The sequence below is a fragment of the Ruegeria sp. AA3 genome (genome assembly GCF_056542905.1).
Genome location: NZ_JBQGAQ010000009.1, coordinates 136,413 through 162,494, shown reverse-complemented (window position 1 = coordinate 162,494; position 26,082 = coordinate 136,413). Strand labels below are relative to the sequence as shown.

Below are 26,082 nucleotides of genomic sequence, written 5' to 3'. Positions count from 1 at the left end.
GGACGCATTTGAAACGGATTAATTCGACAACATTTGCCCGTCCCGCGGACGAACAACCGGGCGCGCCGTATTGACTGATGCAACACCGCGCACACTCAACTCAGGGAACAGCGCCAGAACTTCACCTTGTGTTCGTTGTTCGGCCTGGGTCAGCGCATGTCCCGGATAGTAACTTTCGCTTTTGGCCCCATTGGCGAACACGATCTCATGCCGGCGGAACAAGAGATGGATATAGTCGACCTCGCCCCCTTCCACCCTTGTCACAGTATCACCGTTCACAAGACAATGCGCTGCGATCAGAACTTCATCATGTCCAAACAGGTATTGCGCACGCCAATCGTCAATAAGCATTCGGTGTTGAGGAGAAACAACCAGCGGCTCGACAAGGCCAAACATCCCGGCCTCAAACCGAACCGGTGCCAGATTACCCTCTGCCGCTACCGTCGTCTGGCCAACCCAAAGCACCGGTTCTGCACCGCTGTCTGCTGTTGTAACAAGATCTCCGGGTTTCAGGTCTTCAGCCAGACGCGGCCCATCTGGCGTATCGATCAGTGTTCCAGGCGTAAAACAAGGTGGGCCAAGTTCGCCCGGGACAATCAGGGGGCCTTCAACATTCACAAATGTCGTCGATACCAGCGTGCCTGCCTGAAGAACCTGACCGTCTGTAGGTGTGAAAACCCGCGTGACGCCGTCCGAAAGATAGAATGTAATACCCACATAGGTGACGTCTCCGACACCGGGAACATTTATCGTCACGGTGTCTCCGGGCCAGGAATCTGAAACCGTTTGCCCGGCGACAGTGTCACCGCCAAAGTCCTCAATCTCGCCATTTTCGTCCTGATCAACCAGATCAAATGTATCGACCGTGATCGCGGAACCGACGGGGGGTGGGTTTGCCGGATCGAAGGAATAAAACTGGTCTGTATAGGTTATCGGCACACCAAAACTCCGCCTCTTTCACATCATTGATTTAGGATCATGCCCGCATTTCCCGAACAAACAATGACCAAAGCTAGGCGTTCCAGACCGAATTGCACAAGAATTAGAAGCCCTGCGCATATGCAAAAGAGAACCCGGCGTGTTGGATTCGACACGCCGGGTAAACCGTTTTCGATATCGCAGATCCTATTCTGCAGGAACCGCTGCGACTTCGGTGGTCAGGGGATGGCTTAGCTTGTTCAGCATCTCCTTGGGGCAGACCTGCAGGAAATGCGTCTTTTCCACTTCCCAGTGCTGCAAAATGTCTGCAGCCTTGCGGCTATTGGTTTCGTCGACATGGCGTTGGATCAGCGTTTTCAGTTGATCCAACCAATGCTCTACCGTGACTGGACAGGTGACCAGGGTCTCGTTGTTCAACAGCGCTTCGGTCTTGCCTTCGGGATTGTACAGATAGGCCATGCCGCCTGTCATACCCGCGCCAAAGTTCGCTCCAATGTCACCCAGGATTACCGCAACACCGCCGGTCATGTATTCACACCCGTTCGAGCCACAGCCTTCGACCACAACAGTTGCGCCCGAGTTCCGAACCGCGAACCGCTCACCCGCGCGACCTGCCGCGAACAGATGTCCGTCGGTCGCACCATACAGGACGGTATTGCCAACGATGGTGTTGTCATCCGCCTTCAACGGGCTGACCTGCGGTGGACGCACGACGATTGTGCCACCCGAAAGGCCTTTGCCTACATAATCATTGGCATCACCTGAGACTTCCAGCTTCAATCCCGGAGCAGCAAAGGCCCCAAGCGATTGACCGGCCGAACCTTGCAGTTTGACATGCAAGTGGTCGTCCTGGAACGTGTTCCGCATCCCAAAGTTCTGGACGATATGGCTGGAGACACGGGTTCCCACGGTCCGATGCGTGTTCTGGACGGCATATGACAGCTGCATCTTTTCACCGTCTTTCAAGAACCGGGCGGCATCGCGCACGATCTCAGCGTCCAGCGTATCAGGCACCGCATTTCGATCCTTATCGCGGTTGTACACGATGTTATGCGCTCCATCGACGGTGATCAGCAGCGGATTGAGGTCCAGATCGTCCAGATGCGCAGAGCCCCGGCTTACCTGAGCCAGCAGGTCTGCGCGACCGATAATCTCATCAACCGAACGCGCCCCTAGGCTGGCCAGAAGTTCGCGCACTTCCTGCGCGTAGAAGGTGATCAGGTTTACGACCTTGTCCGCGTTGCCCGTGAACTTTGCACGCAGGGATCCGTCTTGCGTACAGACACCCACAGGGCAGGTGTTCGACTGGCACTGACGTACCATGATACAGCCCATCGCGATCAATGCAGCGGTGCCGATACCGTATTCCTCGGCCCCCATCATCGCGGCCATGACGATGTCACGCCCGGTGCGCAGGCCGCCATCGGTGCGCAGAGTGACGCGGTCGCGCAGGTTGTTCATGGCCAAAACCTGGTGCGCCTCGGTCAGGCCCATTTCCCATGGCAGACCAGCATATTTGATTGATGTCGCGGGCGAGGCACCTGTACCGCCATTGTGGCCCGAAATAAGGATAATATCCGCTTTCGCCTTGGCCACACCGGCAGCAATTGTGCCAACGCCCGACGACGCAACAAGCTTCACCGTCACCTTACAACGCGGGTTGATCTGCTTGAGGTCATAGATCAGCTGCGCCAGATCCTCGATCGAGTAGATGTCGTGGTGCGGCGGCGGTGAGATCAGAGTCACACCCTTAGTCGAGTGCCGCAGACGCGCGATCAGGTCGGTGACCTTCATACCCGGAAGCTGACCACCCTCACCCGGCTTCGCACCCTGAGCGACCTTGATCTCAAGCTCTTCACATTGGTTCAGATACTCGGCGGTCACGCCAAACCGCCCCGAAGCCACCTGTTTGATCTTGGCCGAGGGGTTATCGCCATTGGGCTCCGGCACGAAGTGTGCAGGGTCTTCACCACCCTCACCCGAGTCGGATTTCGCACCGATCCGGTTCATCGCCACATTCAGCGTCTTATGCGCCTCTGGTGACAGCGCCCCCAGCGACATACCCGGGGTGACAAAACGCTTGCGGATCGATGTGATCGACTCGACCTCTTCAATTGGCACCGGCTTGCCCAGCGGTTTGAAGTCCATCAGGTCGCGCAAATGGATCGGCGGGTTCGACTGCATCTTGGCCGAGTACTGCTTCCACAGCTCATATGAGGCTCTATTACAGGCCATTTGCATCATGTGCATCGAGGTCGCTTCCCACGCATGGGTCTCACCCGATTTACGCGCCTTGTAGAAACCACCGATGGGCAGCACGTCCAGGCCGCTTGCCCAGCCCTTGGCGTGAATCTCTTCGACCTTGACTCGAATGCCGTGGATACCAATGCCGGAAATCCGGCTCGTCATACCGGGGAAATACTCGGCCACCATGGCGCGGCTCAGGCCGACGGCCTCGAAATTCAGGCCGCCGCGATAAGAAGACACGACAGAAATACCCATCTTTGCCATGATCTTGAGCAGGCCCTGATCGATGGCTTCGCGATATCGCGCCACATTCTCGGTCAAGGTGCCATCCAACAGGCCCCGTTCGATCCGGTCTGCCAGAGAATCCTCGGCCAGATATGCGTTCACAACGGTTGCACCGCACCCGATCAGCACCGCGAAATAGTGCGGATCGACGCATTCTGCCGACCGCACGTTGAGCGAGCAGAAGGTCCGTAGCCCCTGCCGTGTCAGATGACTGTGTACGGCGCTGGTGGCCAGAATCATCGGCATCGCCACCTTGTCTGGCCCGGAATGCTGATCGGTCAGCACCAAATGTCCTGCACCCGAACGCACCGCTTCTTCCGCCTCGGCGCGGATGCGGTCCAGAGCCAAGTCCAACTGACCCTCACCCGGGGCAAAACTGCAATCGATCTCGGCCAAAGGAGAGTTGAACTGCCCGACCAGCAACTCCCATTGCGCATTGCCGACAAAGGGGCTTTCCAGAACCACAATCTCAGTCTGGCTGCTATCTTCGTCCAGAACGTTCTTCAGGTTACCAAATCTAGTTTTCAGCGACATGACGCGATACTCGCGCAAACTGTCGATTGGCGGGTTTGTTACCTGGCTAAAGTTCTGACGGAAGAAATGGCTGAGCGGGCGATACTGTTTCGACAGAACAGCCGAAGGCGTGTCATCCCCCATCGAAGCAAGCGCTTCTTTGCCATCTTCCGCCATAGGGGCCAGGATCTGTTCGAGGTCTTCAACCGAGTATCCCGCCGCAATCTGGCGCTTACGCAGTTCTTCGCCCGAGAACATGGGCGCTTCGGTTACGCCTGCAAGCGTTGTATCTAGATCGTTGATCTTGCTGACCCAATCGCCAAACGGCAAGGCGCGCGATAGCTTGTCCTTGATCTGGGTGTCACGGTACAGCTTGCCTTTTTTCATATCCACGGCCAGCAACTGCCCCGGTCCAAGCGCGCCTTTTTCTTTCGCCGACGCCTCATCAATTGGGACCATCCCGGCCTCGGAACCCGCTATGACCAGACCGTCACCCGTTACAACATATCGCATTGGGCGCAGGCCATTCCGGTCCAGTCCGGCACATACCCAACGTCCATCGGTCATCGCCAACGCGGCGGGTCCGTCCCACGGCTCCATGACTGAGTTGCAATAAGAATACATGTCGCGCCAAGCCTGAGGCAGCTCGACTGCCTGCTTTGACCAGCTTTCCGGCACCAGCATGGTTTTCGCCATCGGGGCTGAACGTCCGGCGCGCACCAAAACCTCAAACACCGAGTCTAATGCGGCCGAATCCGACGATCCACCTGCGATGATCGGCTTGATATCCTCGGCATGGTCACCAAAGGTCGCGCTGGCCATGCGAATCTCATGGCTTTTCATCCAATTGACGTTGCCCTTGAGTGTGTTGATTTCACCGTTATGGGCCAGCATACGGAACGGCTGGGCCAGCCACCATTGCGGGAATGTGTTGGTCGAATAGCGCTGATGGTAGATTGCGAACGCGGATTCAAAGCGTTCGTCCATCAGGTCGGGGTAGAACACCGCCACTTGTTCGGCCAGCATCATACCCTTGTAGATGATCGACCGGCAGGACAGCGAAGCCAGATACAACCCTGAGATCCCCGCGGCGGCTGCGGCCTTTTCGATACGGCGGCGGATGACGTAAAGCTCACGCTCGAAGGTCTCTTCATCCACGCCTTTGGAGTTCGAGATCAGGATTTGTTCAATCTCTGGCCGGGTTGCGTTGGCCTTATCACCCAGACAGGTCACATCGACCGGCACATGCCGCCAGCCGTAGATATAGTACCCCATGCGCAGAACTTCGGTCTCTACGATGGTCCGGCAGCTTTCCTGCGCACCAAAATCAGTCCGGGGCAAGAACACCTGACCAACCGCGATCAGTTCGTCCATGTTTGGCTCATGCCCGGTGCGACGAATCTGGTCATAGAAAAACGGAACGGGGATTTGCACATGGATGCCTGCTCCGTCACCGGTTTTGCCGTCAGCATCCACAGCCCCCCGGTGCCAGATCGCCTTGAGCGCATCGATCCCTGCGTCAACAACTTTGCGACTTTTCTTACCGTCAACAGAAACAACCAGACCCACGCCGCAGGATGAATGTTCCTCTTCTTCGGAATAAAGACCATTCTCAGCCATCCACTGACGTTTGGTTTCTTCGGCCTGCACCCAATCTGCGTCAAACTTGGTCATTGGCTGTCTCCTTCTTCCGTCGGCACTCCAAGGTTTCTGAACCTTCGTGGGCGTTCATTTGGCAACGCCTGTCCGTCGAGTATTTAATATTGTGATTGCAGCAGGTGATCTGCCGCCGTTTGTGTCATTCGGCCGCGACGGCAGCTTTGGCGTTGAACCGGTCGATAATCGCGTCAGCACAATCGCGCCCATCGCGGATTGCCCAAACCACAAGCGATGCACCACGCACGATGTCTCCGATCGCGTAAACGCCTTCCATTTCGGTCTCACCAGTCTCGAATGCGGCCTTGATAGTGCCCCACCGAGTCACGGGCAGGTCGGGCTGACCAAACAGAGTGGGTAGGTCTTCGGGTTCAAAACCCAGCGCCTTGATGACAAGATCGGCGTCTTCGACATAATCCGCACCTTCGATCACTTCTGGCGATTGGCGCCCCGATGCGTCGGGCTGACCCAGGCGCATCTTCTGCACCATGACACCTGAAACCTTGTCGTCGCCGGTAAAGCCTTTGGGCGCACTGAGCCATTCAAAGATGACACCTTCTTCCTCGGCATTTTGGGTTTCACGCTGTGACCCCGGCATATTCGCCCGGTCACGGCGATAGAGACATTTGACCGAAGTTGCCCCCTGCCGGATTGACGTCCGTACACAGTCCATCGCGGTATCACCGCCGCCAATGACGACAACTTTCTTACCTTCAGCGTTTAGGCGGCCACTATCAAAATCTTCAACGGCATCTCCAAAACTCTTACGGTTCGAGGCGGTCAGGAAATCGATTGCCTTTTCGATCCCGGTCAGACCGCTGCCCGGCATGGACAAATCGCGGGATTTGTAGACACCTGTCGCAATAATTACCGCATCATGTTTTGCTCGGATTTCTTCGAACTTGGCAGCATCCACATTGCAATTCAGAACAAATTCTACGCCGCCTTCGGCCAGCAAATCATTGCGACGCTGGACAATGTCTTTTTCCAGTTTGAAGCCCGGAATACCATACATCAGCAGCCCCCCTGCGCGGTCATAGCGATCATAGACCGTGACCTGGATGCCCGCCTGACGCAGCATATCGGCCGCGGCCAGTCCGCCGGGGCCGCTACCAATGATGCCAACGCTTTCGCCACGCTCCGCCGCTGGTGCGACGGGCTTCACCCAACCTTTGTCCCAGGCGGTATCGGCTATGTATTTCTCGATCGTTCCAATGGTGACCGTCCCGTGACCCGATAGTTCGATTACGCAGTTACCTTCACAAAGTCGGTCCTGCGGACAAATACGACCACAGATCTCGGGGAACGTGTTGGTCGCCTGGCTGGTCACATAGGCCTCTTCCAACCGTCCTGTAGCGGTCAGGCGCAGCCAGTCCGGAATGTTGTTGTGTAGTGGGCAATGCGATTGGCAATAAGGCACACCACACTGGCTGCAACGACTCGCTTGCTCGGCCGCTTTTTCGGCGGCAAACTCCGCATAGATTTCATCAAAGTCCTCTTTGCGGTCACCAGCGGCACGCTTTTCAGGCATGACGCGTTCGATCTGCACAAATTTCAGCATCGGTTGCTTGGCCACGGGTCAGGCTCCATGAATTGGCTTGCTTGGGTCTCTTTAAGGGAAGTCATTGGGGATGAAAAGTCAAATGTACTGACCTATTATTAGAAAATTTTGGTGATTTGGCGTGTTGGGGCGAAATTTTGTCCGGAAAATAGTCCCGATTCGGACCTATCTATGCGCTTTCCTTTCTCGCAACACGCTTATACCCATTGATCACAACAAGCAGACCACAACACCGGCAGAGCAGATGAGTCTTTTTCACTTGATTCTTGTGGCGATTATCCAAGGCGTCACCGAGTTCTTGCCGGTCTCATCCTCGGGCCATCTGATCCTGCTTCCGGGCCTGTCCGGCGCAAGTGACCAAGGCCTGGCGATCGATGTCGCTGTTCATCTGGGTACGCTTGGTGCCGTGGTTCTGTATTTCTGGTCAGATGTGAGGCAGGCGTTGGCCGGTCTGCCAGAAGTTTTGACCGGGCGAATTGATACTCCCAGGGCACAGCTGGCCTTCGGATTAATCGTGGCCACCATTCCAACCGTTATTGTCGGCGCGATTCTGTACCTGTCGGAGCTTCAGCAATCCCTGCGCTCAATCGCGGTCATCGGCTGGACGATGCTGGGATTCGGATTGCTGCTGTACTGGATGGATCAGAAAGGCGCGCAAACCAAACATGCCTCTGATTGGGGCATAAGAGATGCAGTGATAATGGGGCTATGGCAGGTGCTGGCGCTGGTCCCGGGGACCTCACGGTCTGGGATTACCATCACGGGTGCACGACAACTCGGGTATACACGGGAAGATGGGGCCAGGATTGCGATGCTGATGTCTATTCCAACAATATTGGCCTCGGGAGCCCTTTTGTCGGTTGACGTCATCCAGGATGCTAACTGGGATTTGGCGAAGGACGGAGTCATCGCGGCAGCGTTTGCATTTGTTGCCGCACTGCTGGCGTTGAGCCTGATGATGCGCCTGTTGCGCAGCGTCAGTTTCACACCTTATGTAATCTATCGCGTGATCCTTGGGGCGATCCTGTTAGTTATCGCCTATTCCTGATCAGATACGCAGATTCTTGGCTGAGTTCTGAATATCGTCATATTGACCCGATGGGCGGAATTTCCAGAGATATTCCGGCAATATCGAATCCAGTGTTGCGGGCTCAATCCCAAGATCCACAAACCCCTTGGCATCTTCTGCCACGACGTTATCGCGCCGCAGGTTTCTAACCTGGTCGCGGGTTAGGATATTGTTTGGGAACAACTGGAAACTAACAAACTTTACGATATCCAGTACGCCCGCCATGATTTTGGCTGCGAGGAATGGCATGCCTATGATGATCCGACGACGATGGATCACTTCGAGCATCTGCTGCATCAAGCCACGAAAGCTCTTAACCTCAGGACCGCCAAGCTCATAAACCCCTGCAGTGGCCTTACCCAAAACACCCTGAACAGCGGCCTGTGCAACATCATCCACATAGACCGGCTGAAACTTGGTGTCGGCTCCGACAAGAGGCAGGAATGGGCTCATGCGCGTCATTCCTGCAAATCGGTTAAAGAACTGATCCTCGGTCCCGAAGATTATCGAAGGGCGCAGAATAACAGCCCCCGGCATGTGTTGCAGAACATTCGCCTCGCCCTGGGCTTTGGTGCGTGCGTATTCGCTATCAGAATCCAGATCGGCGCCAATGGCGGAGATATGAACCATGCGATCGACATCGTTCGACGCAGCCAGGCGGGCGATCCGTTCGGCCCCGTCGGCCTGCACCGCGTCAAACGCATTTTTGCCTAGCTCATTCAGGACACCGACGCAGTTGACCACAGCATCGACACCATGCATCGCCGAAGCAACCGAAGCATCGTCGCGGATATTGCACAGTATGGGCTCAACTTGCCCGACCGCGCCATACGGTCGCACAAACATCGCCTCATTGGGTCGCCGTACAGCGACCCGAACACGCCAGCCTTCGGCTGCCATGCGCCGAGCGATATATCGGCCGACAAAGCCCGATCCACCGAAAATCGTGACCAGTTTGGACATGATGGCGCTCCTGCTGTCTGGTTCTGATCTGATCTACCGCCCAACCGCTCGACGGACAAGGCGCAATAACGCCGCGCATCCGCGAAAATCCAATGCGTGTATCCCCGTCAGGGCGAGACACTAAAAAACTTTCAAAAAACGCCCCGAATCCGGTTGACGCCTACCGCCAGTCGGCTTAAACGCCCCTCCACGACACCTGCCCAGGTGGCGGAATTGGTAGACGCGCTAGCTTCAGGTGCTAGTGTCCGTATGGACGTGGAGGTTCGAGTCCTCTCCTGGGCACCAAATCTTTCCCACATGGATGTTCACAAAAACTCAATTTGATTGAGGTTTTGATCATTATTCAGGTGCTCTCCCGAACAAAAGTCACGACTGAAGCCAATGCCGGACATCTGTAAATATACTCGTTCCCCGTTTTGAGACGAACCCGCATTGTGAGCGGGTCGGTTGAGCAGCCGGTTGTCATCTCAACCTTTTCAAAGTTGCCTGGTCATCGCCGAAATTCTGATTGCTGATAACACAATGAATCCAAAAGGTGTTTTTGCCGCAATGCCGCTGAATTCACGAGAACCAATCTCGCGCTCGATTCAACGTCTCGATTTAGCGCTATCCCTCAACCAGTGCCTTAAGGTTCTCAAGCCCGCGCTCGTAATCGCCACCGACCCAGTTATCCATCATCAGGCCCATCCAGCGGGAGATAGGGTTCATTCCCAACTCAGACACGAAACCCCAGGTAACCTGCGTACCTGCACCTTCGGATTGCAATGCGAATGTAGCCGTCGCAGTCCCCATCGGGCCAAAGTCGAGGGCGGTTTTGACGGACTGATCGGGGGTGCTTTCAATAATTTCCTGTGATCCAGTGCCCACCTGCGGATTGTCTGAGCTCCAGTTCAATGTATTGCCAACCCCAGCATCCGGGCCGCTGTAACTGAGCTTGGTTTCGGGATCACGCGACAGCCACGGCGACCATTTCTCGGTCTCCTGCATCGAATTAACATAAGGGAATATCATGGCGGCCGGGGCGTCGATCGTGATGCTGCGCGACACCTCGGCTTTACCTGGCAGCAGGTAGGAAACCCCAACCAGTGCCAGAATGATAAGAAGAAAGGCGACGAGGATACGTTTAATCAATCTCATAGAAATGGTCCGAATCCAATTGAACTGGATGGACTATATCAAAAAACAGCGCAGAATCAGAGGACCGATCTGCGCTGTTTAGCGTCAAGCAATGAATGACGTGCCTATACCACGACGAATTTCTTTTCCTGCGGATCATAACTCTGCAACCCGCCTTCTCCGATATCGGTCCAGAGCCCATGCAGGCTGAGTGAGCCTTCTTCGACGGCGGAAGATACAAAAGGGAAGGTCATCAGGTTTTCCAGCGAGGCGACCACGGCCTGACGCTCGAATTGCCGGGCTTGTTCGGTGCTGTCTTCGACATCGGCAACCAGCTCGTATTTAGGCTTGAGGATATCCATCCAACGTCCGACGAAGCTGTCTTTCGCCTCAAGCTGCGGAGCCTGCCCCTTGCACATGTCGATACAGCCCTGCACGCCGCCACATTGAGAATGACCCAGAACTATCAGATGCGCGACCTTCAGCGCCGTTACCGCATATTCAATTGCCGCGCTGGTGCCGTGGTGATCCCCGTCCGGTGCGTAAGGTGGCACCAAGTTGGCGATGTTACGGTGAATGAAAAACTCACCCTGATCGGCACCGAAGATCGAGGTCACATGCACCCGGCTGTCGCAGCACGAAATGACCATTGCGCGCGGGCGCTGTCCCTCCGTCGCCAATCGCCGATACCAGACCTGATTCTCGGAATAGGTGGTCGCCTTCCAGCCGTGATACCGTTTCACCAGATAGGTCGGCAAAGGTTTGGCAAATTTCATTCTGATGCCCCTGTTGTTTTGACTGGATCGCTCTGTACCCTGAATTCTCACAAAATTCGAGACATTATCCCGCTGCTCTGCAAGGAATTGCAAAGGTATTTCAAAGCAGAATTGTAGCGTGCCGTGGGGGCATATCAACTGGGGTGAATGTGGTGGACAAGATTATCACGCTTGAACAGAAAGAATCCGTGCGTCTGGACCCGGACCGCCTGAACAGCCTGTATCATCAACTTGGTGACAGCAATGCGATGGATGTGCTGTGCAGAACAGTAGAAGAACTCGCTCTGCGCCTGTCCAATTGCGAAAGGTTCTGGCGGAAACACGATTGGACTGGGCTGCGCAAATGCGCCAAATCATTGGTGGCCATATCCGAACAGATCGGCATGACAGCATTGGCCCGTGTCGCGGGTGACGTCGTGCAATCGGTTGATGTCGGCGATGCTTTAGCAACAGGTGCCACGCTATGCCGTCTGATCCGGGTTGGCGAGCGTTCGCTAACCGCCATCTGGGATCAGCAGGATCTATCGGTCTGAGAGGGGTTGCGGGGACGCCGCAGACAGATAGTCTGTGCGGAACTTCAACCAGCCGAGGCCCGTATGACCCTGTCCTTTGCCCCCGCTACTGACCCGTCTCTGCCTCTATATGTTCTGCAGCAATCCGAATTGGCGGGCTGGCTGGAAAATCAGCCGGATCACGTGCACTCATGGGTTTCGGCGGATGGTTTTTCTGCCGCACTTGGTCAAACGGTTTTGGTACCCGGCCCAGATGGTAAGCCTGAATTTGCCCTTGCGGGATATGGCAGCGCGGCAAAACGAGCGCGCAAACGGTTTCCCTTGGCCGCAGCGGCGGAATCGTTACCAAAAGGAACCTATCGCATAGCCTCGGGCATTCCGGCGAACGTGCTTGAAGCTGAATGCTTTGGCTGGCTGATGACCGGGTACGCGTTTGATCGCTACGCCGCGCAAAGCGCTGCAAATGCCGCGTTGGTTGCACCCGAAGGTTTGGATGCCAAACGGATCGAGATCATGGCAAAATCCGAGGCCTTAATACGGAATTTGGTCAACACTCCCGCTGCGGATATGGGCCCCACGCAATTGCAACAAGCCATTGAGGACCTGGCGCAGGAGTTCGATGCAGATGTATCGGTCATCAGTGGCGAGGCGCTGTTGGACCAGAACCTTCCAATGATCCACGCGGTCGGACGCGCAGCGGAACAGGCGCCTCGGCTACTGGAGATGAATTGGGGTGACAGCGGCCCGAAACTGACATTGGTTGGCAAAGGGGTTTGTTTCGATACCGGAGGGCTGAACCTGAAACCAGGTGCCTCGATGGGGTTGATGAAGAAAGATATGGGTGGAGCAGCCAATGTGCTGGGTTTGGCCCGTATGATCATGGCGCTCGGGTTGGAATTGCAGCTGAGGGTGTTGATCCCAGCTGTCGAGAACTCGGTTGCGGGCAACGCATTCCGTCCCGGTGATATATTAACCGCGCGAAATGGAATGACCGTAGAAATCAACAACACCGATGCCGAAGGACGGTTGGTTCTAGCCGATGCGCTGGCGCTGGCACATGAGGGCGCGCCCAATCTGCTGATATCGATGGCCACGTTAACCGGTGCAGCAAGGGTAGCGTTAGGGCCCGATTTGGCACCGTATTATACCGATGACAACAAGGCAGCCGAAACGCTGGCACGGGCAGCAGAAACTGTCGCAGATCCGGTCTGGCGCATGCCATTCCATGAGCCCTACGAAGCTATGATTGAGCCTGGCATCGCCGACCTCGACAACGCGCCATCCGGTGGGTTTGCGGGGTCGATCACCGCAGCGCTATTCCTGCGCCGGTTTGCTGATGATAGTCGTTACATGCATTTTGACATCTATTCCTGGCAACGTAGTAAGGAACCCGGCCGCAGCAAGGGCGGGTTGGGTCAAGGGCCACGTGCCCTTCTGGCGGCCCTTCCGGAGCTTCTTGGCCTATGACCCAAGCGCGTATTATCCGTCCCGTCGTCGATTTGCTACGTCAACCTGATGGCTCGCGCGACCGGCAATTGCTGTTCGGTGACTCTGTGACCATCGAAGAAGAGCTTGATGGCTGGAGCAAGATCAAAGCTAGCAAGGATGGTTATGAGGGATGGCTGCCCACCGATCGGTTGGGCCCAATTGAGCCCCAGACTCACTGGATCGTTGCGGGCTCGACCCACGCATACGAGAAGCCTGACATTAAAAGCCGCGACCTAACCTCATTAAGTTTCGGCAGCAGAATTCGCGTTTTGTCGGAGGAAGACAGATTTATGGAGACCGCACTGGGCTTTATTCCAGCGGTCCACGCTGTGCCTGCCTACTCTCAGCTCGCCGATCCTGTTGCCGCTGCCGAACTGTTTCTTGGCACGCCATATCTATGGGGAGGCAATAGCCGGTTCGGACTGGATTGCTCGGGTTTGGTACAGGCTGCCCTGCTAGCCTGCGGCATCCCCTGTCCCGGAGACAGCGGCGATCAGGAACGTGAAGTCGGAGAACTTGTGCCTGCAGGGGAACCTGCGCGTCGCGGCGATCTGCTATTCTGGAAGGGCCATGTGGCTTGGGTGGCGGCCGGGAATTTGCTGCTCCACGCCAATGCCTATCACATGGCTGTCGCGCTTGAGCCTATGGATCAGGCGATTGCCCGAATTGCAGCGCAAGGCGATGGGCCAGTTACGGCGCATAAAAGGCTCTAATCAGAGTCAACCGCCCGGATCAATTTGCGTTCCAGAACTCTCAAAACAGAGCGTAGATCGTGCCCACGTTTCAGAATGCGCCCATCCATACCCACCACCGAATACATACCTTGCCGCATTCGCAGGCGGGGGTGTTTTTCCACCCGGTAAATCGGATGTTCGGCAGTTCGCCTGAAAATTGAAAACACGGCTGTCTCGCGTAAATTGGAAATTCCGTAGTCACGCCATTCACCGGCGGCGACCATTCGGCCATAGACAGACAGGATTTGAGACATCTCACGCCGGTCAAACGCGACCGGCAACTGGGCAGAGCCGGACCCGAACCGGCTGGGAGGCTGCATGTTCATAAAACAAGCCTTGCCGGAAATCGTCATTGAATCAAGCCCAGTGCAATCGCGACACGAATTTTTAGAACCGACCGTGTGCTACCTGCGTCCAACCTGACGGCAAATCAGGATCACCGGCAACAGCCCCACTGCGAGGATAACCAGTGACGGCACCGCTGCACCTTCCAACCGCTCGTCCGACGCCAGCCGGTAAGCCTGTACCGCCAATGTGTCAAAGTTAAAGGGCCGCATGATAAGAGTTGCGGGCAATTCTTTCATGACATCGACAAAGACGATCAGCAACGCCGTTAATAGCGAAGGGGTCAGGATCGGCAAATGCACCCGGCGCAATGTGCCCAGCGGTGTCTGCCCCAGCGATCGCGCGGCAGCGTCCATATTCGAGTGCACTGTACTTTGGCCACCTTCATATGCGCTGAGCGCAGCGGCAAGGAAGCGCACCATATAGGCCGCGACCAGCAACCAGATCGAACCTGTAACCAGCAGTCCCGTTGAAACATCAAAGGTTTTACGCATCCAGGCATCCAGCGCATTGTCTAGCCCGGCAAAGGGTACGATCAGCCCGACAGCGATCACTCCACCGGGCACCGCATAACCCAGCCGCGCCAGATAAGCCGCCGTGGCAGAACCACGCCCGGGTCTGAGGCGCTGATAGAACCCGACCGAGATGGCGGCGCAAACAGTGATCACGGCTGCAGTTCCGGCCAGCGTTAGCGAGTTCTGAATGAATCCGGCATATCTGCGTGACAGAAGGTTTTGTTCGGATTCCAGACCCATCTGCACGAGGATCACAACAGGCAGAAGAAATCCGAACAGAACTGGAATTGCGCAAAGCAGAAAAGCGGCAAACGCCCTTGTGCCCTTCAGATTCGCGGCAGGTTGGGCAGCATGTTGTTTGCCGGTTTGGTAGTATTTGGCCTTACCACGCTGTGTCCGTTCAGCCATAGCCATCACAAGTGCAAATCCCAAAAGGCACAAAGCAAGCTGAGCTGCAGCGGCACGGTCGGCCATGGAAAACCAGCTTGTGTAGATCCCGGTGGCAAATGTCTGGACACCGAAATAGGCGACGGTTCCAAAATCGGCGATGGTCTCCATCACAGCCAACAGCACTCCCCCCGCAATGGCGGGACGTGCCATAGGTAGAGAAACACGCCAGAAGGCGGGCCAGGGTCCGTTCCCCAAGGCGCGGGCGGCCAAAAAGGCGGTGGCACTTTGCTGCAAAAACGCGGCCCGTGCCAGCAGATAGACATAAGGATAGAGCACAAGGATCAACATCACCGCCGCGCCCTCGGTCGAACGAATTTCGGGGAACCAATAGTCGCGCGGCCCCCAGCCCGTCACATCGCGCAGTGTGGATTGCACGATACCTGGGTGGTCAAGGATGAAGGTATAGGCATAGGCCAGAACGTAGGCCGGAAAGGCCAACGGCAGCACCAATGCAATTTCGAGAAATCTCACCCCCGGGAAACGGGTCATGGTCACCAGCCAGGCTGCCCCGACCCCGATTGAAAATGTCCCCGCTGCAACCAGCGCGACAAGGATGATTGTTGTCAGAGCGTAACTGGGTAGTACAGTCTCTAACAAGTGGGAAACGGTGTCCGTTCCGCCGGTCACCGCTGCCAGAACCACGGCCACCATCGGCAACAGACAAGCTGCTGCTACAATACATGCGATAGCTCCCACGAAACGCGTGCTCAAGGCGCCGCGATTGCGTGTTCCGTGTTCTGAATATTCGATTTCGGCCATGATGCCTGACTGAGAATCCCGAAGGTTCCGTCTTTAATCGACCAAATTGCTAAGAAACACCAGTGTGACGGGAAACAAATCTGCGGCACATACTGCCGCAGACCCTTATTCGTAGACGCGCTGATCCTCGATCACCAACCCATCCTTGGGCAATGAACCGGGGGCCACGACCTCAATCGCGCCTTTGAGTTTCAGCACCTCGGCAACCGATTTGGCATAGGCACCGTCATTCTCGCAGGGACTTTCAATCTGTACGGTCATCGTGTCCATCTCGCCCTGACGGGCTGCGATAACCCGGGCTTTGACGATCTCGTCATGTTTATCCACCAGTGCGGCCACCTGTTCGGGACGCACAAACATACCCTTGATTTTGGTGGTCTGATCAGCGCGCCCCATCCAGCCTTTGATGCGCATATTGGTGCGCCCACACGGAGAGGCTCCGGGCATGATAGCCGACAGATCGCCTGTGGCGAACCGGATCAGAGGATAGTCGGGGTTGAGAGTGGTTACGACGACTTCACCAACCTCACCGGGGGCAACGGGTGTGCCAGTGCCCGGCGTGACAATCTCGACGATGACGTGTTCGTCGATGATCATCCCTTCCATGGCCGGGCTTTCATAGGCGATATTGCCCAGATCCGCTGTAGCATAACATTGCAGGCAAGCTATGCCCCGATCCGCGTACTCTTGACGCAAGGAAGGAAATAACGCACCCCCGCCCACGACCGCCTTCGAAAACTGCAGAGCAACACCCATCGCGTCAGCCTTTTCGAGGATGATCTTGAGATAATCCGGGGTTCCGGCATAGGCAGTGCAACCCACATCGCGCGCAGCGGTTACCTGCAGTTCAGTCTGCCCAGTACCGGCTGGCAGAACCGACGCGCCCACAGCCTGGGCACCGCTTTCGAAAATCATACCTGCAGGGGTCAGGTGGTATCCGAAACAATTCTGCACGATATCGCCCGGGCCCACGCCTGCGGCATTCAGAAAGCGGCCCATGCGCCACCAGTCGTGATCGGTGCTGCCCGGTTCATAAATTGGGCCCGGTGACTGGAACACATGCTGGAAGCTCCGCGCAGGTTTCACTGTAAACCCACCAAATGGTGGCCGCCCAGCCTGTGCCTTGGTCAGGTCAGATTTCCGCAGCACCGGCAATTGCGCCAGCGCCTGCATATCAGTCACTGCGTCTGACTGCACATCAGAAAGGATATCCTTGTATCCGGGTGCTGCCTGCGCGCGGTTGATCTGTTCAGGCAAAGCGCGCGCATGATCCGCTGCGCGTTCATCTGCTGATCGGGTTTCAAGCTTATCGAAATAGGTCATCGAAATATCCTCTGCCCGCTTACAGCCATCTCTTGCGACGGCGGTATGAGCGCACGTCGCGAAAGCTCTTTCGGCCCTCGTCTGACATGCCGAGATAAAACTCCTTAACGTCAGGATTCTCGCGCAATTCGGCAGCAGGTCCGTCCATCACAACGCGACCCGATTCCAGAATATAGCCGTAATGGGCAAACCTTAGAGCCACATTTGTGTTCTGTTCGGCCAACAGAAAGGACACGCCTTCCTTCTCGTTCAGGTCTTTTACAATGCCGAAAATCTCTTCGACCAACTGCGGGGCCAAACCCATCGAGGGTTCATCCAACAGGATCGTCTCGGGGCGTGACATCAGCGCCCGGCCCATCGCCACCATTTGCTGTTCGCCGCCCGAAGTATATCCGGCCTGCGACCGGCGGCGTTCCTTCAAACGTGGAAAGTAATTGTAAACCAGTTCCAGATCCTGCTGGATGGCAGCCGAGCCGTCTTTGCGTGTATAGGCGCCGGTCAGAAGGTTTTCTTCGACAGTCAGATGTTCAAAACAATGGCGGCCTTCCATTACCTGGATCACGCCCTTTTCAACCAGAACAGCCGGATCACTTTCATGCACGCTGGTCCCGCGATATTTGATCGAGCCTTTGGTAACCTCGCCCCGTTCGGAATGCAGAAGGTTCGACACCGCCTTAAGTGTCGTGGTCTTACCTGCGCCGTTTCCGCCCAATAGGGCAGTAATACCGCCTTTCGGCACAGTCAGGCTAACGCCTTTCAGCACGAGGATCACATGATTATAGATCACCTCGATATTGTTGACTTCAAGCAATGTTTCGGCTTGTACATCAGTGGTTTGTGCAGCATCCAGCATCAGCGCATATCCTCATGCCTGCCCCGTGGGACCGTTTAATCGGGGCGGCAGCTTACCGCCGCCCCTAAGTTTATGGTCGAAGCAGGCCTTAGTTGCAGCGTGTTTCGACGTTGTTTTCGGCTGCATATGCGCTCGAGTCTTCTTCAACCAGCGCACCGATCACCTCACCATCGGTTGGCTTGAAGTCCGAGATCAGGTTCCATGTTTGTGTACCTGCATCCCACTGAGAGACGCCGACCAAGCCTGGGCCGCCATGGTTATCGCACGATACCTGGAAGGTCGGACCAAAGTTCGGCATGCCCAGGGAGGCCATGCGCTCTTCGGTGATGTTCAGCTGCTCCATCGCGTCCCGAACCATACCCGGTGTGACATCCCCGGTTCCATTTGCTTCCTGCGCGTCCTTGATCGCTTCGGCGGCGAGCATCGCTGAGTAGAGGCCACGGTTGTACAGAACGGTACCAACCTGATCGCCCGCGCCTGCGGCCTTTCCGGCATCCACGACATGCGTCTTGATGTCGTCAAATACAGGAAAGTCATCACCAACGGCATGGAAGGTTACGGCCTTGTAACCGTTCGCCTTGTCGCCAGCAGGCAGTACGTCATGCTGCGCGCCCGACCACCAAACGCCGATGAAGTTTTCCATCGGGAAGCGAATATTGGCAGCCTCCTGAATGGCAACCTGGTTCATTACGCCCCAGCCCCACATCAGGACAAAGTCTGGCTTTTCACGACGGATCTGCAGCCACTGGGATTTTTGCTCTTGTCCAGGATGATCGACCGGCAGCAACGACAGTTCGAAGCCGTGCTTTTTCGACAGCTCTTCCAACGTTCTGATCGGTTCCTTGCCATAGGCTGAATTGTGATAGACCAGAGCGATTTTTTTGCCGTTCAGATCGCCTCCATTTTCGTCGAGCAGGTAGTTGATCGCGCCCGAGGCACCGTCCCAGTAATTCGCGGGATAGTTGAAGACGTGGCTGAACACCTTGCCGTTGCGAGCCGAAGTCCGGCCATAACCCATTGTATGCAACGGGATGTCATCCGCCGTTACTTTGGGGATCAATTGATATGTAATACCGGTCGACAAGGGCTGATAAATCAGCGCACCTTCGCCTTTGGTTGATTCATAGCACTCCACACCTTTTTCGGTGTTATAGCCGGTCTCACATTCGATCACGTTGACAGGAACACCGCCAATACCCCCGTCTCGTTCGTTGAGCAGGGTGAAATAGTCAGCATAGCCATCAGCAAACGGAATACCGCCTGCAGCGTATGGGCCCGTACGATAGCTGAGCGATGGGATCACGAGATCTGCGAGCGCAGGTCCTGCTGCCATCAGCGCGCCCAGCGCCAGGGTAGCCATTTTCTTTTTCATCGGGTGTCTCCTCCCTTAGTTGATCCGATGTTGGGTTTCGGGCTTCAGCCGCCCGTCTTTTCATTGGGCCTGCCCACTAGTGCGGGAACGGCCAGAGTCTGAGTTTCTCTTTCGCGACGCGCCAAAGCTGCGCCAGCCCATGGGGTTCAAGAACAAGGAATATGATGATGAGAGCACCCACGATCACGAGGTTCAGGTGCGCAACGATATCGGTGGGCCAACCCAGCAGATCGACACCCAGCAGCTTTAGGACAACTGGCAGCAAAACCAGAAATGCCGCCCCCGCGAAGGACCCAAAAATAGACCCTAATCCGCCGATTATTACCATGAACAGCACCAGGAATGATTTCTGAATACCGAACACTTCACCCACTTCGACCGCGCCCAGATAGACAGCAAAGAAAAGTGCGCCTGCAATGCCTACGAAAAACGAACTGATGGCAAAGGCGGTAAGCTTTGCCTTGAGTGGGTTCACTCCGATGATCTCGGCTGCGATATCCATGTCGCGGATCGCCATCCATGTTCTGCCCGTAGTGCCGCGCGTCAGGTTACGCGCGATGATCGCACTGAAGGTCAAAAAGATCAGGCAAAACAGATAGGTCGCCCAGGCAGGCGCGTTCGGACCGGTGATGATGATGCCAAACACGTCCCGTTCGGGCGAGTTGATCTGGCCAGAGGCCGAGTAGTTGTAGAACCATGGCACCCGGTTGAAAAGCCATACAAGGAAGAACTGTGCTGCCAGCGTGGCCACCGCAAGGTAGAACCCTTTGATCCGCAAAGAGGGCAGACCAAACAGCACGCCCACCAGCGCAGTGACACCGCCAGCCAACAGAACATGGATGAACATGCTGACATCCGGAAACGCCGTCATCAGCTTGTAGCAAGCATAGGCCCCCACAGCCATGAAACCACCCGTTCCCAGCGAGACTTGCCCGCAATAACCAACGAGGATATTCAACCCGATTGCAGCGATCGCGTAGATCAGGAAGGGCAGCAGCAGTGCGTTGGCCCAATAGTCGTTGATAATGAACGGAATGACCCCGAACGCCACTGCCAACACCACGTAGTACCGATACCGGTCAAACTTGATCGGGAAAGTCTGGCTGTCCGCTATGTAGGAGGTTTTGAAGTCTCCGGCCTCACGATAGAACATATCTTACTTTCCCCATTCTTCCTGCGCCCGATTGCGGGCTGCGGCATCCAGTTGATTGGAGCCCTTGGCGTATCCGGTCGCCTCAGAGGCGCGCACCAGTTTCATGTAGGCGAGAACACCCATAACAAGCCCGGCAAAAGCCAGAAGCACAGCGATCACAAGCTGGCCTTCACTTAGATCACTGGACGTCAGAGCGATGTAGCCAAAGGCCCAGAACCCGGCCCATGCAATCACGTTGACGATGGCGATCAGCTTGGTCATCCCCTACACTCTCTCAATGATCTTCTCGCCGAACAGGCCCTGTGGCCGGAACACCAGAAAGATCAGCGCCAGTACATAGGCAAACCAGTTCTCGGTCGCACCACCGACCAACGGGCCGATGGCAAACTCGAACAGTTTTTCGCCAACACCGATAATCAACCCACCGACGATTGCTCCGGGGATCGACGTGAACCCGCCCAGCATCAGCACCGGCAGCGCCTTGAGTGCGATGAGTGACAGTGAGAACTGAACGCCCGATTTGGTGCCCCACATGATCCCTGCGACCAGGGCCACGAACCCGGCCACCGACCAGACCATCACCCAGATGAAATTCAGCGAAATCCCGACCGACAGCGCGGCCTGATGATCATCCGCCACCGCACGCATCGCTCGGCCCTGTTTGGTGTACTGGCTGAACGCGACCAAGGCCGCCACCAGCAGCGCCGCGATGATCGTCGCCACGATGTCCAGATTGTCGATGAAGAAGCCATAATCGAAGATGTTGAAGGTCGTCTCGTCAATCCACAGGTTGATGCCCTGCGGCAGACCTACATCCAGCGTCTTGATCTCAGACCCCCACATCAGGTCCGCCACGCCCTCAAGGAAATAGGCCAGGCCGATGGTCGCCATGAACAGGATGATCGGTTCCTGCCCAACCAGATGGCGCATCACGAACCGCTGCACGGCCCAGGCCAGCAGTACCATCACCGCCATGGTCAGAATGATCGCCAGCAGCGCGGGGACGTTCCAACCAAAGTAATGAACATGCGTGCCAAAGATGGCGTTGATCAGATGCGCAAAAGGTACCTGCCCATTCATGATTCCGACTAGCGTCATCGCCGCGAACAAAGCCATAACCCCCTGCGCGTAATTGAAAATCCCCGACGCCTTGTAGATCAGAACAAAGCCCAGCGCGACCAGCGCATACAGCACCCCGGCCATCAGACCGTTAAGGATGACCTCCATCGCAAATACGAGTTGTTCAGGCATGCCAGCCCCTCCCCAATTCTGCCCGAGCGTCAGTCATGACTGACCCCCAGATAGGCGTCGATGACTTCCTGATTGTTGCGCACCTCATCCGGCGTGCCGTCACCGATCTTCTTGCCATAATCCATCACAACCACACGGTCGCTCAGGTCCATCACCACGCCCATGTCGTGCTCGATCAAGGCGATGGTGGTGCCGAATTCATCATTCACGTCGAGGATAAAGCGGCTCATGTCCTCTTTCTCCTCGACATTCATCCCGGCCATCGGTTCATCTAGCAGCAGCAGCTTAGGCTCCGCCGCCAGCGCACGCGCCAGCTCAACCCGCTTCTTCAGTCCGTAGGGCAAACGGGACACAGGCGTTTTGCGGATGTGCTGAATTTCGAGGAAATCGATGATCTTCTCGACCGCCTCCCGGTTCTCGGTCTCCTCCGCCTCGGCCTTACCCTTCCATAAGGCCTGCTGCAGGATGTTCGTCTTCATAAAGCCAAGGCGTCCGGTCATCACGTTGTCGAGAACGCTCATACCTTCGAAAAGGGCAATGTTTTGAAACGTCCGCGCAATGCCTTGTTGCGCCACCTCGAAGGGCCGCATCGGCGGGCGCTTGGACCCGTGGAACCAGACCTCGCCCTCTTGCGGGACATAGAAGCCCGAGATCACATTCAGCATCGAGGACTTACCCGCCCCGTTCGGTCCAATGATCGCGCGAATTTCGCCTTCGCGAATGTCGAACGAGATATCCTTGATCGCCACCACACCGCCAAAGCGCAGGGTGATGTTCTTCATCTCCATCACCACACCGCCGATCTTGCGGCCGTCTTCGGTGACATATCCTTCGGAGTTATCCAGCATCAGAACCTCCCTGACACAAAAACGGGACGGCGGGCGGGGCGATGACCGCAGGTCGAGCGGCGCACGTCAGCCCCCTCATTCCGCCGCCACCTTGTGCTGCACGACCGGCACAACCGGTGCATCGACAATCTCCAACGTCGCAGAAATCGAACCCTTGCGACCATCTTCATAGGTCACCTCGGTGGTGGTCGACACTTGACCAGACCCGTCATAAAGCGCAGCGATGATGTCGTGGAACTTCTCCTCGACAAAGCCACGGCGCACCTTCCGAGTCCGGGTCATTTCTCCATCGTCGGCATCCAGTTCCTTGTGCAGAACCACAAAGCGATGCACCTGACAGCCCGACAGCATTTCGTCCGCCGCAACCGACTTGTTCACCGCTTCCACATGGCCGCGAATCGTCTCTAACACACGGGGATGGCCTGCCAATTCCTGATAGGACGCATATGCCACGTTGTTGCGTTCGGCCCAGTTTCCAACCGCGGTCAGATCGATATTGATGAAGGCGACACAACGATCCTTGCCATTGCCAAACAGCACGACTTCGAGAATGTCAGGATAGAACTTCAGCTTGTTCTCAACATATTTCGGCGCGAACATCGATCCGTCGGCCATTTTGCCAACATCCTTGGCGCGATCGATGATCCGCAAATGGCCCGAGCTTTCTTCGATGAACCCGGCATCACCGGTCGCAACCCAGCCCTCGGCATCTTTGGTTGAAGCCGTGGAGTCCGGATTGTTGTAGTACTCAACAAACACACCGGGCGAGCGATAGTGGATCTCGCCGCTGTCATCGATCTTCAGCTCGACATCTGGCGCGGGCACACCAACCGTATCGGCACGCACCTCACCATCCGGCTGCACGGTGATGAACACAGTTGCTTCGGTCTGGCCATAGAGTTGTTTCAAGTTTATGCCCAAAGAGCGATAGAAATCAAAGATTTCCGGCCCAATTGCCTCACCCGCTGTGTAGCCCACCCGAAAGCGGCCATAACCCAACGTATCCTTGAGCGGGCCATAAACCAGCAGGTTGCCCAGCGCGTATTTCAATTTGTCGCCAAAGCCCACAGGCTTGCCGTCCAACAGCAACCCGCCAACCTTTTTGGCATGGGCCATGAAATGATGGAACATACGCTGCTTCAGCTTGCCTGCATCCTCCATCCGGATCATCACATTGGTCAGCTGGGTTTCGAACACGCGCGGCGGTGCAAAGAAATAGGTCGGCCCGATCTCGCGAAGGTCGGTCATCATCGTGTCGGCGCTTTCGGGGCAGTTCACACAGAAGCCGCACCAATAGGCCTGACCGATGGAGAAGATGAAATCGCCCACCCAGGCCATCGGCAGATAAGACAGGATGTCCTCATTCCGGGTCAGATGATCGAAGTCCGCCGAGTTCTTGGCGCTTTCGATCACATTCCGGTTCGACAGCACCACTCCCTTGGGCTTGCCCGTCGTTCCGCTGGTGTAGAGCATCACGCAGGTGTCGTCATAGGTGATCTCGGCGATGCGCTTGTCGAGTTCCGCATCAAACCGCGCGTGGCCCGCACTGCCCTCGGCCATGATGTCCTCAAGCGCGTTCATCTGGCTGTGGTCATACTTCCGCATCCCGCGTTTATCGGTATACAAAATGTGCTTGATCTGATGCACTTTTTCCTGAATTTCGATGACCTTATCAACCTGCTCCTGATCACCGCAGACGACATATTTTGCGCCGCAATGCTCCATCACATAGGTCATCTCTTCGGCAACCGCGTCTTGGTAGAGCGGCACGGGGATCGCGCCCACCATCTGTGCCGCGACCATCGACCAATAATGCGCCGGGCGATTACGGCCTATGACAGCAATATGATCGCCTTTTTCGACGCCAATCTCCAGAAAACCCAATGCAATGGCGCGGATTTCTTTGGCGGTTTCGGCCCAGGACCAGCATTGCCAGATCCCGAATTCCTTTTCGCGGTAAGCCGGGGCATCCCCGAACTGGGTCACATTGCGGTGTAACAGCGCCGGAAGGGACTGCATCCCACCAGCGCCCGACTGCGTCTGAGCCAATCTTTCTCTCCTCCCCATCCGACCCCTCCTCGGGCCGGAAACGACAAGCCGGGAACACGCCCCGGGCGCCGATGCCCCGATAAGGGACGCGGAAAAGATCAGCGTCAAGTTTTGCCTGATGTTTTCTCAATTCTTACGAATTGTAACAGGGCACCGTGTCGGCATGTCGAGATCCGGGATCCGACCAAATCTGCTCAGGCCAAGCCCATTGGTGTATCGAATTTAGATAAAGCACTCCGAACAGCTGAAGAAGGGGAGGGCTGCGCCACATTTCCGCCGGTATTAAGTGAGATTACATCTATGCAGTTATGCAGTGAATTTGGTACAGGCACCGCGGAATGGACTTTTCAGAACTTGCTCAGATAGCCATATCCAAAATTTCGGGCTTTGCGGATAACGCAAACCTGCGGCATTTTTGGGTGTATGTCCTGTGTGGTATGAGCATCGCAATCGTCGCCCATCGATTGGGAGGAGATGACCGCAGATTTCATTCGGTTTTCTTCAAGAAAGAAGTCTGGGGATCCCGCTCGGCCTTCATTGATTATGTAATCCTTCTTCTCAATCCGATCATCTTTGTGTTTGCCCTCGATTGGATCGTCAACACACTCTGGAAACTGACCCCTGTCGTCGCAGATGGTATCCGGTCTTTGGGTGCAGACCTTCAAAGCGAGGGTGGCTCGGTCTGGGTCGCCATCGCGCTGACCGTCACGCTGTATGTCGTGAATGATTTTATGCGCTGGTGGATGCACTATCTGCAGCACAAAGTTCCGTTTCTTTGGGAATTCCACAAGATACATCACTCGGCAGAGCATCTGAACTTTGCAACCGCCGAGCGACACCATCCATTCGACGCGGTATTTTACGGTTTCGGTGCAGTAGGTGCGGCGGCCATCGTGAATGGTGTCTTTATAGGTCTGTTTGGTGATCATCTGACCGCCTATCAGATCGGTGGCGCAAATGTCATATTCTTCGGGTCCAACCTCATCGGTGGTGTTTTGCGCCACAGTCCCATCTGGGTCAGCTATGGCCCGCGTATTGAGAAATGGCTGATATCACCCGCCATGCACCAGATCCATCATTCGAGCGACCCCAAACATTGGGACAAAAACATGGGCGGTGGATTGGCGGTTTGGGACCGGATGGGCGGTACGCTCTATGTTCCCAAAGGCCGAGAAGATTTACAGTTTGGCATCGGGCCGGAAACCGAAGACTATCAGACACTCTACGGCGTGTATGTCGAGCCACTGATGAAAGCGGCTCGGATATTTCAACGCAGTTGAACAAACTTGAGAGGTGAGCCCCAGT

Annotated in this window: 21 protein-coding genes and 1 tRNA gene; 6 read left to right on the top strand and 16 right to left on the bottom strand. The window is 56.0% G+C overall.

The window, feature by feature from the left end; genetic code table 11:
* Positions 1-18: 18 nt before the first annotated feature.
* The 3 genes from ACR0JR_RS16125 to ACR0JR_RS16115 form a co-directional block, all read right to left on the bottom strand.
* Positions 19-939 (bottom strand): Hint domain-containing protein, encoded by a 921-nt coding sequence (locus ACR0JR_RS16125; protein ID WP_480457009.1) that lies wholly within the window; start codon positions 937-939, stop codon positions 19-21.
* A gap of 186 nt (positions 940-1,125) precedes the next feature.
* On the bottom strand, positions 1,126-5,658 hold the full coding sequence (gene gltB, locus ACR0JR_RS16120; protein ID WP_480457008.1) for a glutamate synthase large subunit: 4,533 nt from the start codon (positions 5,656-5,658) through the stop codon (positions 1,126-1,128).
* Positions 5,659-5,782: 124 nt separating this feature from the next.
* Positions 5,783-7,216 (bottom strand): NAD(P)-dependent oxidoreductase, encoded by a 1,434-nt coding sequence (locus tag ACR0JR_RS16115; protein ID WP_480457007.1) that lies wholly within the window; start codon positions 7,214-7,216, stop codon positions 5,783-5,785.
* A gap of 229 nt (positions 7,217-7,445) precedes the next feature.
* Here ACR0JR_RS16115 and ACR0JR_RS16110 point away from each other — a divergent pair, with 229 nt between their 5' ends.
* Complete coding sequence (locus tag ACR0JR_RS16110) at positions 7,446-8,249, top strand: undecaprenyl-diphosphate phosphatase (protein WP_480457006.1); 804 nt, start codon at positions 7,446-7,448, stop codon at positions 8,247-8,249.
* Here the strand turns inward: ACR0JR_RS16110 and ACR0JR_RS16105 are convergent, their stop codons facing one another.
* Positions 8,250-9,233: a complex I NDUFA9 subunit family protein gene (locus ACR0JR_RS16105; protein WP_480457005.1), complete on the bottom strand. Its 984-nt coding sequence runs from the start codon at positions 9,231-9,233 to the stop codon at positions 8,250-8,252.
* 198 nt (positions 9,234-9,431) lie between these two features.
* On the opposite strand from ACR0JR_RS16105, the gene ACR0JR_RS16100 reads away from it, so the two are divergent.
* A tRNA-Leu gene (locus ACR0JR_RS16100) sits at positions 9,432-9,518 on the top strand.
* A gap of 321 nt (positions 9,519-9,839) precedes the next feature.
* Here ACR0JR_RS16100 and ACR0JR_RS16095 read toward each other — a convergent pair.
* A complete protein-coding gene (locus ACR0JR_RS16095) occupies positions 9,840-10,370 on the bottom strand; it encodes an SRPBCC family protein (protein ID WP_480457004.1) in 531 nt (176 codons plus the stop codon).
* A 104-nt stretch (positions 10,371-10,474) separates the two neighbouring features.
* Positions 10,475-11,125: a carbonic anhydrase gene (locus ACR0JR_RS16090; protein ID WP_010442915.1), complete on the bottom strand. Its 651-nt coding sequence runs from the start codon at positions 11,123-11,125 to the stop codon at positions 10,475-10,477.
* 143 nt (positions 11,126-11,268) lie between these two features.
* Here ACR0JR_RS16090 and ACR0JR_RS16085 point away from each other — a divergent pair, with 143 nt between their 5' ends.
* The 3 genes from ACR0JR_RS16085 to ACR0JR_RS16075 all read left to right on the top strand — a co-directional run bounded on the left by ACR0JR_RS16085 (position 11,269) and on the right by ACR0JR_RS16075 (position 13,838).
* Positions 11,269-11,658 (top strand): hypothetical protein, encoded by a 390-nt coding sequence (locus ACR0JR_RS16085; protein WP_480457003.1) that lies wholly within the window; start codon positions 11,269-11,271, stop codon positions 11,656-11,658.
* Between the two features lie 63 nt (positions 11,659-11,721).
* Entirely contained in the window at positions 11,722-13,104 is a 1,383-nt protein-coding gene (locus ACR0JR_RS16080; protein WP_480457002.1) for a leucyl aminopeptidase family protein, read from the top strand.
* Positions 13,101-13,838: a C40 family peptidase gene (locus ACR0JR_RS16075; RefSeq protein WP_480457001.1), complete on the top strand. Its 738-nt coding sequence runs from the start codon at positions 13,101-13,103 to the stop codon at positions 13,836-13,838. The genes ACR0JR_RS16080 and ACR0JR_RS16075 overlap by 4 nt, the downstream gene beginning before the upstream one ends.
* Here the strand turns inward: ACR0JR_RS16075 and ACR0JR_RS16070 are convergent.
* From ACR0JR_RS16070 to ACR0JR_RS16025, 10 genes are all read right to left on the bottom strand, one after another.
* Positions 13,835-14,185 carry a DUF2794 domain-containing protein gene (locus ACR0JR_RS16070; RefSeq protein ID WP_260023624.1) on the bottom strand — a complete coding sequence of 117 codons (351 nt, stop codon included), beginning with the start codon at positions 14,183-14,185 and terminating at the stop codon, positions 13,835-13,837. The two genes, ACR0JR_RS16075 and ACR0JR_RS16070, sit on opposite strands and share 4 nt — an antisense overlap.
* A gap of 78 nt (positions 14,186-14,263) precedes the next feature.
* On the bottom strand, positions 14,264-15,928 hold the full coding sequence (locus ACR0JR_RS16065) for an ABC transporter permease (RefSeq protein WP_480457000.1): 1,665 nt from the start codon (positions 15,926-15,928) through the stop codon (positions 14,264-14,266).
* A gap of 105 nt (positions 15,929-16,033) precedes the next feature.
* Positions 16,034-17,251 (bottom strand): phenylacetate--CoA ligase family protein, encoded by a 1,218-nt coding sequence (locus ACR0JR_RS16060; RefSeq protein WP_480456999.1) that lies wholly within the window; start codon positions 17,249-17,251, stop codon positions 16,034-16,036.
* Positions 17,252-17,270: 19 nt separating this feature from the next.
* Positions 17,271-18,104, bottom strand: coding sequence for an ABC transporter ATP-binding protein (locus ACR0JR_RS16055; RefSeq protein WP_029622175.1), 834 nt, complete (start codon positions 18,102-18,104; stop codon positions 17,271-17,273).
* 88 nt (positions 18,105-18,192) lie between these two features.
* Positions 18,193-19,476, bottom strand: coding sequence for an ABC transporter substrate-binding protein (locus tag ACR0JR_RS16050; RefSeq protein WP_170471016.1), 1,284 nt, complete (start codon positions 19,474-19,476; stop codon positions 18,193-18,195).
* A 76-nt stretch (positions 19,477-19,552) separates the two neighbouring features.
* On the bottom strand, positions 19,553-20,629 hold the full coding sequence (locus tag ACR0JR_RS16045; RefSeq protein ID WP_480456998.1) for a branched-chain amino acid ABC transporter permease: 1,077 nt from the start codon (positions 20,627-20,629) through the stop codon (positions 19,553-19,555).
* 3 nt (positions 20,630-20,632) lie between these two features.
* Positions 20,633-20,890: a hypothetical protein gene (locus ACR0JR_RS16040; RefSeq protein ID WP_010442925.1), complete on the bottom strand. Its 258-nt coding sequence runs from the start codon at positions 20,888-20,890 to the stop codon at positions 20,633-20,635.
* Between the two features lie 3 nt (positions 20,891-20,893).
* Entirely contained in the window at positions 20,894-21,880 is a 987-nt protein-coding gene (locus ACR0JR_RS16035) for a branched-chain amino acid ABC transporter permease (RefSeq protein WP_010442926.1), read from the bottom strand.
* A 29-nt stretch (positions 21,881-21,909) separates the two neighbouring features.
* Positions 21,910-22,728, bottom strand: a complete 819-nt coding sequence (locus ACR0JR_RS16030; RefSeq protein WP_170399285.1) for an ABC transporter ATP-binding protein — start codon at positions 22,726-22,728, stop codon at positions 21,910-21,912.
* Between the two features lie 75 nt (positions 22,729-22,803).
* A complete protein-coding gene (locus ACR0JR_RS16025) occupies positions 22,804-24,747 on the bottom strand; it encodes an AMP-binding protein (RefSeq protein ID WP_170780349.1) in 1,944 nt (647 codons plus the stop codon).
* Positions 24,748-25,115: 368 nt separating this feature from the next.
* Between ACR0JR_RS16025 and ACR0JR_RS16020 the strand changes: the two genes are divergently transcribed.
* A complete protein-coding gene (locus ACR0JR_RS16020; protein ID WP_480456997.1) occupies positions 25,116-26,057 on the top strand; it encodes a sterol desaturase family protein in 942 nt (313 codons plus the stop codon).
* The last annotated feature ends 25 nt before the right edge of the window (positions 26,058-26,082 follow it).

What these genes read in the sequence shown, in the direction of transcription:
- gltB (WP_480457008.1), bottom strand. Translation starts at nt 5,658, where the DNA reads ATGACCAAGTTTGACGCAGATTGGGTGCAGGCCGAAGAAACCAAACGT.
- ACR0JR_RS16110 (WP_480457006.1), top strand. Translation starts at nt 7,446, where the DNA reads ATGAGTCTTTTTCACTTGATTCTTGTGGCGATTATCCAAGGCGTCACC.
- ACR0JR_RS16105 (WP_480457005.1), bottom strand. Translation starts at nt 9,233, where the DNA reads ATGTCCAAACTGGTCACGATTTTCGGTGGATCGGGCTTTGTCGGCCGA.
- ACR0JR_RS16095 (WP_480457004.1), bottom strand. Translation starts at nt 10,370, where the DNA reads ATGAGATTGATTAAACGTATCCTCGTCGCCTTTCTTCTTATCATTCTG.
- ACR0JR_RS16090 (WP_010442915.1), bottom strand. Translation starts at nt 11,125, where the DNA reads ATGAAATTTGCCAAACCTTTGCCGACCTATCTGGTGAAACGGTATCAC.
- ACR0JR_RS16080 (WP_480457002.1), top strand. Translation starts at nt 11,722, where the DNA reads ATGACCCTGTCCTTTGCCCCCGCTACTGACCCGTCTCTGCCTCTATAT.
- ACR0JR_RS16075 (WP_480457001.1), top strand. Translation starts at nt 13,101, where the DNA reads ATGACCCAAGCGCGTATTATCCGTCCCGTCGTCGATTTGCTACGTCAA.
- ACR0JR_RS16070 (WP_260023624.1), bottom strand. Translation starts at nt 14,185, where the DNA reads ATGAACATGCAGCCTCCCAGCCGGTTCGGGTCCGGCTCTGCCCAGTTG.
- ACR0JR_RS16065 (WP_480457000.1), bottom strand. Translation starts at nt 15,928, where the DNA reads ATGGCCGAAATCGAATATTCAGAACACGGAACACGCAATCGCGGCGCC.
- ACR0JR_RS16060 (WP_480456999.1), bottom strand. Translation starts at nt 17,251, where the DNA reads ATGACCTATTTCGATAAGCTTGAAACCCGATCAGCAGATGAACGCGCA.
- ACR0JR_RS16055 (WP_029622175.1), bottom strand. Translation starts at nt 18,104, where the DNA reads ATGCTGGATGCTGCACAAACCACTGATGTACAAGCCGAAACATTGCTT.
- ACR0JR_RS16050 (WP_170471016.1), bottom strand. Translation starts at nt 19,476, where the DNA reads ATGAAAAAGAAAATGGCTACCCTGGCGCTGGGCGCGCTGATGGCAGCA.
- ACR0JR_RS16045 (WP_480456998.1), bottom strand. Translation starts at nt 20,629, where the DNA reads ATGTTCTATCGTGAGGCCGGAGACTTCAAAACCTCCTACATAGCGGAC.
- ACR0JR_RS16040 (WP_010442925.1), bottom strand. Translation starts at nt 20,890, where the DNA reads ATGACCAAGCTGATCGCCATCGTCAACGTGATTGCATGGGCCGGGTTC.
- ACR0JR_RS16035 (WP_010442926.1), bottom strand. Translation starts at nt 21,880, where the DNA reads ATGCCTGAACAACTCGTATTTGCGATGGAGGTCATCCTTAACGGTCTG.
- ACR0JR_RS16030 (WP_170399285.1), bottom strand. Translation starts at nt 22,728, where the DNA reads ATGCTGGATAACTCCGAAGGATATGTCACCGAAGACGGCCGCAAGATC.
- ACR0JR_RS16025 (WP_170780349.1), bottom strand. Translation starts at nt 24,747, where the DNA reads ATGCAGTCCCTTCCGGCGCTGTTACACCGCAATGTGACCCAGTTCGGG.
- ACR0JR_RS16020 (WP_480456997.1), top strand. Translation starts at nt 25,116, where the DNA reads ATGGACTTTTCAGAACTTGCTCAGATAGCCATATCCAAAATTTCGGGC.